The organism is Streptomyces sp. NPDC059009 (assembly GCF_042740175.1).
Taxonomy (GTDB): domain Bacteria; phylum Actinomycetota; class Actinomycetes; order Streptomycetales; family Streptomycetaceae; genus Streptomyces.
Map to the genome: position 1 here is coordinate 17,891 of NZ_JBHYJB010000074.1, position 9,622 is coordinate 27,512.

Below are 9,622 nucleotides of genomic sequence, written 5' to 3' on the forward strand. Positions count from 1 at the left end.
TCTGTGTCGCGGCGTTGCCCTGGGCTGCGCGATGTGTGGCGTTATCCGTCAGTAATCAAAGGCTCGGGCGGTATTCGCCGAAATCGCCGCGGCCATGGCGTCCTCTCCGATGCCCCGCACCGCGGCCATCGCCCGGAGCGTGACCGGAATGAGATAGGGGGCGTTAGGCCGTCCGCGGTACGGGACGGGGGTCAGGAAGGGCGCGTCGGTCTCCACGAGGACCAGCTCGAGGGGGGCCACGGCTAGGGCGTCGCGCAGGGGCTGCGCGTTCTTGAAGGTCATGTTGCCCGCGAAGGACATGAAGTAGCCGTGTTCCGCGCAGACTTGGGCCATCGCCGCGTCGCCCGAGTAGCAGTGGAAGACGGTGCGCTCGGGGGCGCCCTCCTCCTTCAGGACCCGCAGCACATCCTCGTGCGCCTCGCGATCGTGGATGACGAGGGCCTTGCCGTGCCGCTTGGCGATCTCGATGTGGGCGCGGAAGGACCGCTCCTGGGCGGCCTTGCCCTCCGGGCCCGTGCGGAAGTAGTCGAGCCCGGTCTCGCCGACGCCCTTGACGTGCGGGAGTGCCGCGAGCCGGTCGATCTCGGCGAGCGCCGCGTCCAGGCCCGCGTCCCCGAGGGGTTCACGGGCGCCCTGCCGGGACCATCCGTCGGGGTCGCCGAGGACGATCCGCGGCGCCTCGTTGGGGTGCAGGGCGACCGCCGCGTGCACGCCGTCGTGGGCGGCCGCCGTCTTGGCCGCCCAGCGCGAGCCGTTCACGTCACAGCCGACCTGGACGACCGTGGTCACCCCGACCGCGGCCGCCTTCGCGAGCCCCTCCTCGACCGTGCCCGACTGCATGTCGAGGTGGGTGTGGGAGTCGGCCACCGCGACCCCGAGGGGTTCGGGGAGCGGTGGCGCGGCGTTCTTGTCGGTGTTCTTCCCGGCGTCGGAGGCTTTCGAAGGCATGCTCCGATCTTACGGAGCGGCGCCTCGGCCCCCGCTTGCGGTGCCGGGCGCCTCAGGCGCCCTTGCGGAACGGGTGGAGGAGGTCCGACAGGTGCCAGTGATGCTCGCTGTGCGCCGCGGGCTCGCCCCCGGCCTCTGCGGCCTCTGCGGCCTCCGCGTCGGCGGGCCGCTCCTTGGCCGGCTTCGGCACGGAGTGCTTCTGCATCATCCGCAGCACCGACGACACCTGCCCCGCCCGCATGATCCGCACCACGTGGCCCCCGCAGTTCAGACAGGTGGGCCGGGTGAGAGGCGACGGCACATGCTCACCGTCGGCCTTGTACATCACGAATTCGTGGCCCTTGCCGTCGATGTGGTGCTCTATTTCGTACGACTGCTCCCAGCCGTGTCCGCAGCGCATGCAGGCGAAGGCATACGACTCATGAACAACATTGGTGGCCGTCGTGTAGTGGCCGGTGTCTGCGATCTCACTCATGCCAGCTCCTCTTGTCCGCTGGACAAGCGCTACCGGGGTGGGGTTCTTTCCCCGGACCGGAGGCGAGGGACGGGTGCGTCCCTTCAACCAGTGGACGCTTTTCCCGGAGCGAGCGCATCAGGGCTGTCGACAGTTGGAGCCGATTTGGCCTTTCCTTAGGCAAGGCCCCTGGTGCGCGGCTCGCACTTTGCCTTTCACGATAGTCCTTTGCCCTCCGATGGGCCGCCCCGAGCCGCATTCTTTGCCGCCACGACCGCATCGAAGACCTCGCGCTTGGGTAGCCCCGCAGCGGCCGCGACGGCCGCGATCGCCTCCTTGCGCCGCTCCCCCGCCTCCTCGCGCACCCGCACCCTGCGCACCAGCTCGTCCGCGTCGAGCTCCTCGGCGCCCTTCTCGGGGGCGCCCTCGACGACGACGGTGATCTCACCCCGTACGCCGTCGGCCGCCCACTCGGCGAGTTCCTTCAACGAACCGCGCTTGACCTCCTCGTACGTCTTGGTCAGCTCGCGGCAGACGGCGGCCCTGCGGCCCTCGCCGAACGCCTCGGCCATCGCGGCGAGGGTGTCGTCGATGCGGTGCGGGGCCTCGAAGTAGACGAGGGTGCGGCGGTCCTCGGCGACCTCGCGCAGCCGGCCGAGGCGCTCGCCCGCCTTGCGCGGCAGGAAGCCCTCGAAGCAGAAGCGGTCCACGGGAAGCCCGGAGAGCGCGAGCGCGGTGAGGACGGCCGAAGGGCCCGGCACCGCCGTGACCTTGATGTCCCGCTCCACGGCGGCGGCGACCAGGCGGTAGCCGGGGTCGGAGACCGAGGGCATCCCGGCGTCGGTGACGAGCAGTACCCGCGCCCCGCCCGCGAGGGCCTCCACGAGCTCGGGCGTGCGCGCCGACTCGTTGCCCTCGAAGTAGGACACGACCCGGCCGCCGACCTGCACCCCGAGCGCCTGGGTGAGGCGGCGCAGCCGGCGGGTGTCCTCGGCGGCGACGACGTCGGCGGACTCCAGTTCGGCGGCGAGGCGGGGCGGGGCGTCCGCGACGTCGCCGATGGGAGTGCCCGCCAGGACGAGGGTTCCGGGGGACTCGGGGGATGCAGCGCTTCCTGTCACAGTCACATCCTCCCAGGGGCCGGGCACGGGACTCGCACAGCGTCGTTCCCTACGATGGCGCGGTGACCAGTACCGCGCCTTCCCCGGACACCCGCCAGGGCCAGCCACCCGAGGAGCAGCAGCCGTCGTGGCAGCGGCGGCTCCGTCGCTTCGGTTATGTGGCGGCGCCGCGCACCGGGGTCCGCGAGCGGCTCGTGCCCGCGTTCGCGGCGCCGAGCCCGCGCCTGTGGGCCGCGCTGGGGCTGCCGCGCGAGGCCGTGGCCTGGCTGACGCGGCACTCGCCGTGGCTGGCGCCGCTGCTGATCACGCTCGTCGCGGGCGCCATCCGGTTCTGGAACCTGGGCAGCCCGCACGCGGTGATATTCGACGAGACGTACTACGCGAAGGACGCGTGGGCGATCGTCCACCACGGCTACGAGGCCAACTGGACGGACAGCGCCAACAAGCTGATCCTGCAGAACGACGGGCACGTCACGATCCCGTCCGACGCCTCGTACGTGGTGCATCCGCCGGTGGGCAAGTACGTCATCGGCCTCGGCGAACTCATCTTCGGGTTCAACCCGTTCGGCTGGCGCTTCATGACGGCGCTGCTCGGCACCGCGTCCGTCTTCATGCTGTGCCGGATCGGGCGGCGGCTGTTCCGCTCGACGTTCCTGGGCTGCCTCGCGGGGCTGCTGCTCGCGGTGGACGGGCTGCACTTCGTGATGAGCCGCACCGCGCTGCTCGACCAGGTCCTGATGTTCTTCGTGCTGGCCGCGTTCGGCTGCTTCCTGGTCGACCGGGACAAGGCGCGGGCGAAGCTGGCGGCGGCGCTGCCCGTCGACGAGGACGGGGTGACACGCCCGGACGCGGACGTCGCCGAGACGCTGCGCCTGGGGTGGCGGCCCTGGCGCTGGGCGGCCGGACTGATGCTGGGCCTGGCCTTCGGGACCAAGTGGAACGGCCTGTACGTCATGGTCTTCTTCTGCCTGATGACGGTCCTGTGGGACGTGGGCGCCCGCCGCGTCGCGGGCGCGTACCGCCCCTACCGCGCGGTCCTCAGGCGCGATGTCCTGCCCGCGTTCGTGTCGACGGTGCCGGTCGCGGTCGCGACGTATCTCGTCTCCTGGCTCGGCTGGATCCTCTCCCCCAGCGACGGCACCGGCGGCTACTACCGCAACTGGGCCGCCACCGACGGCAAGGGCGGCAGCTTCACCTGGCTGCCCGACTGGCTGCGCAGCCTCTGGCACTACGAGCACCAGGTCTACGAGTTCCACGTGGGCCTCTCGTCGCCGCACACCTACCAGTCGAACCCGTGGAGCTGGATCGTCGACGGCCGCCCCGTCTCGTACTTCTACGAGTCCCCGGCCCCGGGGACGGGCACCGGAATCGGCCACTGTCCCGCGGGCACCACCGAGAAGTGCGCCCGCGAGGTCCTCGCGCTCGGCACCCCGCTGCTGTGGTGGGCGGCGGCCTTCGCGCTCCTGTACGTGCTGTGGCGCTGGGCCTTCCGGCGGGACTGGCGGGCGGGCGCGATCGTGTGCGGGGTCGCGGCCGGGTGGCTGCCCTGGTTCATGTACCAGGAACGGACGATCTTCTACTTCTACGCGGTCGTCTTCGTGCCGTTCCTGTGTCTCGCGGTGGCGATGATGATCGGTGCGATTCTCGGCCCGCCGCAGCAAGGGCGCGGCGGAGCCGCTCCGGTGGAGCCGATGCTTGTCATCGGAGAACGGCGCCGGGTCGTGGGGGCGGCCGGTGCGGGCGTTCTCGTCCTGCTGATTCTCTGGAATTTCATTTACTTCTGGCCGATCTACACCGGGCGTGCGATTCCGGTCGATGAGTGGCGTTCCCGGATGTGGCTGGACACGTGGGTATGACCTCCCCTTAAGGTTCGGACGAACTACCCTCCCGGAGGAATTCGGGAGGGCTCCTGGGGAGGGGAGCGCTTCGTGCGCACGGGAATCAAGGCCGCCGTGATCGGCGGGGTGTTCGCCGTCATGGTGGGGGGCGCCGGATATGGCGCGTACAACATCGTCAACGGCATCAGCGGGGGCGGGAGTTCGTCCGGTGCGGACGCGAAGCCCGCGAAGACGGGTCCGCCCGACGCCGGTGAGGTCAAGGAGGCGTCGGCGAAGTTCCTCGCCGCCTGGGCCGAGGGCGACGCGGACACGGCAGGCCGGTACACGAACAACGCGGAGGCCGCCGTGGCCGCCCTCACCGGCTACCGCGAGGACGCCCACATCACGAAGGTGAAGCTGAGACCCGGGACGGCGGCCGGCGGGCGGGTCCCGTTCTCGGTGTCGGCCACCGTCACATACAAGGGAAAGAGCAAGCCCTTCACGTACGACTCGGAGCTGACCGTCGTGCGCGGCATCAGCAGCGGCCGGGCCCTGGTCGACTGGCAGCCGTCCGTCGTGCACCCGGAGCTGAAGCAGAAGGGCGACACCCTGGTCACGGGCGGGGCCGAGGTCCCGCCGATCGAGGCCGTCGACCGCGCGGGCACCGTCCTGCGCAAGAAGGACTACCCCTCCCTCGGCCCGATCCTGGACCTGCTGCGGGAGAAGTACGGCGAGAAGGCGGGCGGGAAGCCCGGCGTCGAGCTGTACGTCAAGCACGAGAGCGACGCGGACGGGGCCGCGGGCACGCAGACGCTGCTGACCCTCGCCAAGGGCAAGGCGGGCAAGCTCCCGACGACCCTGAGCGCGTCCGTGCAGCGGGCCGCCGAGACGCAGGTGGCGAAGTACCCCGAGTCGTCGGTGGTCGCGGTGAAGCCCAGCACCGGTGAGGTGCTCGCCGTCGCCAACCACCGTGAGGACGGCTTCAACGCGGCGTTCTCGGGGACCATGGCGCCCGGCTCGACGATGAAGATCGTGACGGCGGCGATGCTCATCGACAAGGGCATCGTCGACGGGGCGAACAGCCCGGCGCCGTGCCGGGACAGGGAAGTCTGGCAGAGCCAGCCGTTCCACAACCTCAAGGGCATGACGCCGAACGAGAACGCCACGCTCGGCGAGAGCTTCGCGCGCTCCTGCAACACCGCCTTCGTGAAGCTCGTCGGCAAGAACGAGGCGGGGGTCACGGACAGCTCCCTGACCGACGAGGCGCAGCACAAGTTCGGTCTGAACCGGGGCGATTGGAAGGTCGGCATCGAGTCGACCGACGGCTCCGTCCCGGCCTCCCCCGGCCCCGACCGCGCCGCCAACGCCATCGGCCAGGGACAGATCAAGTTCAACCCGCTCAACCTCGCCTCCGTCACGGCGACGGTGAAGTCCGGCAGCTTCCGCCAGCCGGTGCTCGTCCCGCAGAGCCTGGACGACCGCGAACTGGCCACCGCCGACGGACTGTCCGCCGCCACCGCGGCCCAGCTCCGCCAGATGATGCACCGCACGGCCGTCAGCGGAACGGGTGCCGGGGTGATGGGAAACCTCGGCAGCGACATCGGCGCGAAGACCGGTTCGGCTGAGGTCGACGGTCAAGCGAAACCCAACAGCTGGTTCACGGGTTACCGGGGTGATGTCGCGGCGGCGGCGATGGCCCAGGAGGGCGGTCACGGCGGCGACACGGCGGGCCCGATCGTGGCGGCGGTGCTGCGGGCGGGGTGACATGTCGCGTTCTATCGGCCCCTAGGGTGGGGCCCCGGCCATGACCTGCGGAGGAGCAGTGGGCAAGAGAAGACGTGCCACCACGGCACGCACCAACACCAACATCGCCGTGATCGGCGGTGTCGCGGCTGTCGTCGTGCTCGGCGCGGGCGCCGGTGCCTTCGCCCTGTTCGGCGGGGGCGAGGACGGCGGCGGCTCGGGCTCGTCCGCGTCCTCGGACGACAAGCCCCACGTCAAGACGGGGCCGCTGTCCACCACCGAAGTCCGCACGGCCAGCCGGGAGTTCCTCACCGCGTGGGCGGCCGGGAAGCTGAGCCGGGCGGCCGCGCACACGGACGACGCGAAGACGGCCGAGGCCGCCCTGACCTCCTTCCCCAAGGACGCGCACCTGGGCGCCCTGAAGGTGACCCCGGGCAAGCTCTCCGACGGTGGCACGGGCGGCAGGACCGCGAAGGCGCCCTTCACCGTCGCCACCACGGTCGCGTACAAGGGCCGGAGCAAGCCCCTCTCGTACGGCTCCGAGCTGACCGTCGTGCGCAACGCCGAGGACGGCAAGCCGCTGGTGAAGTGGGCCTCCTCGGTCCTGCACCCGGAGCTGCGGGACGGCGACCGGCTGGTCACCGGGGCCTCCGGGACCCCGCCGATCAAGGCCGTGGACCGGGACGGCGCGGAGCTGACGGCGGCGAAGTACCCCTCGCTCGGCACGGTCCTGGACGGGCTGCGGGAGAAGTTCGGCAAGAAGGCGGGCGGCACCCCCGGCATCGAGACCCGCGTCATCCGCAAGGACAGCAAGGCCGCGAAGTCCGGCAAGGGCGACGCGAAGGCGCTGCCCGACAAGACGCTCCTCACCCTCGCCAAGGGCACCCCGGGCACGCTCCACACCACGCTCAGCGCCAAGGCCCAGTCGGCGGCCGAGCGTTCGGTGGCCAAGCGGCAGCGGGCCTCGGTCGTGGTCCTCAAGCCCAGCACGGGCGAGATCCTCGCGGCCGCCAACTCCCGCCCCAGCGGCTTCAACACGGCGTTCCAGGGCTCCATCGCCCCGGGCTCCACGATGAAGATCGTCACTTCCTCTCTCCTCATCGAGAAGAAGCTGGCGGGCATCGACAAGAAGCACCCGTGCCCCAAGTACGTGACGTACGGCGGCTGGAAGTTCCAGAACGACGACAAGTTCGAGATCAAGGACGGCACGTTCCGGGCCAGCTTCGCCCGCTCCTGCAACACAGCCTTCATCAGCCAGGCCGAGAAGCTCAAGAACGACGACCTGACGCGGCAGGCCCAGGACGTCTTCGGGCTCGGCCGGGGCAACTGGTCGATCGGCGTCCCGTCCTTCGACGGCGCGGTGCCGGTCCAGTCCGACGCGCAGATGGCGGCCTCGCTGATCGGCCAGGGCGCGGTGCGGATGAACCCGCTGAACATGGCGTCGGTCGTCGCCACCGCCGAGACGGGCACCTTCCGCCAGCCGTATCTGGTCTCCCCCGACCTGGACGACCGCAAGCTGGCGACGGCCTCCCGCAAGCTCTCGCCCGCGACGGTGAAGCAGCTCCGTGACCTGATGCACTACACGGCGGTCGCGGGCACCGCGGTCAAGCCGATGTCCGGGCTCGGCTCCGACATGGGCGCGAAGACCGGCTCCGCGGAGGTCGACGGCCAGAAGAAGCCGAACGGCTGGTTCACCGCGTGGCGCGGTGACCTCGCCTCGGCGGCCGTGGTGCAGGAGGGCGGCCACGGCGGCGACTCGGCCGGACCGATCGTGCGGGAGATGCTTCTCGCGGGCGGCTGAGCACCGGACGACGTGAGGGGGCCGCGCACACCGCGGCCCCCTTCGTGTTGCCTCTCACGTGTCCCGCCTCGACCGGCGTGCTCAACCCGCGCGCAGCATCAGCCCGCGTGCAGCATCAGCCCGATGCCCGCCACCATCACGCCCGCCGCGACCAGGCGGGGCGCGCCGAACTTCTCCTTGAAGAACAGCGCCCCGATCGCCGCCCCCACGATGATCGAGGACTCCCGCAGCGCCGAGATGGGCGCGAGGTCGGCGCGGGTCTGGGCCCACAGGACCAGCCCGTACGCGGCGACGGACAGGGCCGCGCCGAACAGCCCGAGGCCCGCCAACGGCCGCAGCCGGGGCCAGAGTTCACTGCGCCAGCGGTTGGCCGCGTACACGGGGATGGCGATGCCCTCCAGGATCATCAGCCACGCGATGTACCCCATCGAGGAGCCGGACGCCCGCACCCCGAGCCCGTCCACGACGGTGTACCCGGCGATGGCGACGCCCGTCGCGAGCGCCGCCCCGATCGCCGCCCAGTCCGGACGCCGGCCCGAGCCCCGGATCCCCCACAGCGCGAGCCCCGTCAGGCCCGCCGAGCAGACCACGACCCCGGCGGCCTGCCAGCCGTCCGGGACCTCGCCCACGAACACGGCCGCGAGCAGCGTCACCACGAGCGGGGCGCTGCCGCGCGCGATCGGATACGCCTGCCCGAAGTCACCGAGCTTGAACGACCGCATGAGCAGGACCATGTAGGCCACGTGCAGGACGGCCGAGAGCAGCAGATACGGCCAGGCCCCGGCCGCCGGGAACGGCACGAACGGCGAGAGGAGCAGCCCGATGAGGGCGCCCCCGCCGGATATCAGGGTGAAGACGACGAGCTTGTCGGTGATGTGGTGCGCGATCGCGTTCCAGCTGGCGTGGGTGACGGCGGCGAGCAGGACGGCCGCCGCGACCAGCGGGGTCACTGACCGGTTCCGGCGGCCTCGCGCACGTCCACGAGTGTGCCGCCCGCGTGGGCGATGAGCGACTTCGGGTCCAGCGGGAACACCGCGTACGGGGTTCCGGCGGCCGCCCACACCACGTCGTGGCCGAGCAGCGAGCGGTCCGCGAGCACCCGGGTCCTGGTGGCGTGCCCGAAGGGCGGCACCCCGCCGATGGCGTAGCCCGTGGTCTCCCGTACGACGTCGGCCTTGGCCCGGGTGACCTTCGCCGCGCCCAGCTCCCGGCGGACGAGCTCCAGGTCGACGCGGGAGGCGCCGTCCATCAGGACGAGCACCGGCACCCCTTCCCCAAGCTCTCGGCTTCGCTCGAGCAGGGGAGACCCCATTGCCACGAAGATCAACGACTTGCAGATCTGGCTGAGTTCACAGCCGATCGCGGCGGCGGCCTCGGCGGCGGTACGGGTCTGCTCGGGGAACCGGACGGCCTGCCCGACGAGCTCGTCCAGGCCGAGCTCGCGGAGGGCGGCGGCGAAGCGGGGGTGGGCGGCGGTGTCGCCTTCGGCGGGAGCAGCGGGAGCAGCGGGGGTTTCGGTATCGCTCATGCCCCGCACGCTAGCTGTCGGTGTACGGACCACGCGACCAGGTATCGCCCCGCGCGACAGCTCTCGCCTGCGGCGCCTCTTTCCCCGGTCCCGCCCCTTCCCGATACGGCGACTCCGTCGCCCTGGGGCACCGCTCATGGGGCTTCGCCCCTCGCCCCCGATCGGCGCTTCGCGCCTCGTCCTCAAACGCCGGACGGGCTGTATCCAGCC

General features: G+C 71.4%; 8 protein-coding genes. 3 read left to right on the top strand and 5 right to left on the bottom strand.

Annotated features, from left to right (window positions below; genetic code table 11):
* Window positions 1-48 precede the first annotated feature (48 nt).
* The 3 genes from ACFWYM_RS43400 to rsmI all read right to left on the bottom strand — a co-directional run bounded on the left by ACFWYM_RS43400 (window position 49) and on the right by rsmI (window position 2,523).
* The gene (locus ACFWYM_RS43400; RefSeq protein WP_384850862.1) at window positions 49-948 is read right to left on the bottom strand and encodes a TatD family hydrolase; all 900 of its coding nucleotides are present in this window, start codon (window positions 946-948) and stop codon (window positions 49-51) included.
* 52 nt (window positions 949-1,000) lie between these two features.
* Window positions 1,001-1,423: a hypothetical protein gene (locus ACFWYM_RS43405; protein ID WP_384850864.1), complete on the bottom strand. Its 423-nt coding sequence runs from the start codon at window positions 1,421-1,423 to the stop codon at window positions 1,001-1,003.
* Between the two features lie 194 nt (window positions 1,424-1,617).
* Window positions 1,618-2,523, bottom strand: a complete 906-nt coding sequence (gene rsmI, locus ACFWYM_RS43410) for a 16S rRNA (cytidine(1402)-2'-O)-methyltransferase (RefSeq protein ID WP_384850866.1) — start codon at window positions 2,521-2,523, stop codon at window positions 1,618-1,620.
* 62 nt (window positions 2,524-2,585) lie between these two features.
* Between rsmI and ACFWYM_RS43415 the strand changes: the two genes are divergently transcribed.
* The 3 genes from ACFWYM_RS43415 (at window position 2,586) to ACFWYM_RS43425 (ending at window position 7,884) form a co-directional block, all read left to right on the top strand.
* Window positions 2,586-4,379 (top strand): dolichyl-phosphate-mannose--protein mannosyltransferase, encoded by a 1,794-nt coding sequence (locus ACFWYM_RS43415; RefSeq protein WP_384850868.1) that lies wholly within the window; start codon window positions 2,586-2,588, stop codon window positions 4,377-4,379.
* A 72-nt stretch (window positions 4,380-4,451) separates the two neighbouring features.
* Window positions 4,452-6,104, top strand: a complete 1,653-nt coding sequence (locus ACFWYM_RS43420) for a penicillin-binding transpeptidase domain-containing protein (RefSeq protein WP_384850870.1) — start codon at window positions 4,452-4,454, stop codon at window positions 6,102-6,104.
* Window positions 6,105-6,162: 58 nt separating this feature from the next.
* Window positions 6,163-7,884, top strand: coding sequence for a penicillin-binding transpeptidase domain-containing protein (locus ACFWYM_RS43425; protein WP_384850872.1), 1,722 nt, complete (start codon window positions 6,163-6,165; stop codon window positions 7,882-7,884).
* A 98-nt stretch (window positions 7,885-7,982) separates the two neighbouring features.
* Here the strand turns inward: ACFWYM_RS43425 and ACFWYM_RS43430 are convergent, their stop codons facing one another.
* Both ACFWYM_RS43430 and ACFWYM_RS43435 read right to left on the bottom strand, forming a co-directional pair.
* A complete protein-coding gene (locus tag ACFWYM_RS43430; RefSeq protein ID WP_384850874.1) occupies window positions 7,983-8,834 on the bottom strand; it encodes an EamA family transporter in 852 nt (283 codons plus the stop codon).
* Entirely contained in the window at window positions 8,831-9,412 is a 582-nt protein-coding gene (locus tag ACFWYM_RS43435) for a YbaK/EbsC family protein (protein WP_384850876.1), read from the bottom strand. The genes ACFWYM_RS43430 and ACFWYM_RS43435 overlap by 4 nt, the downstream gene beginning before the upstream one ends.
* Window positions 9,413-9,622 lie beyond the last annotated feature (210 nt).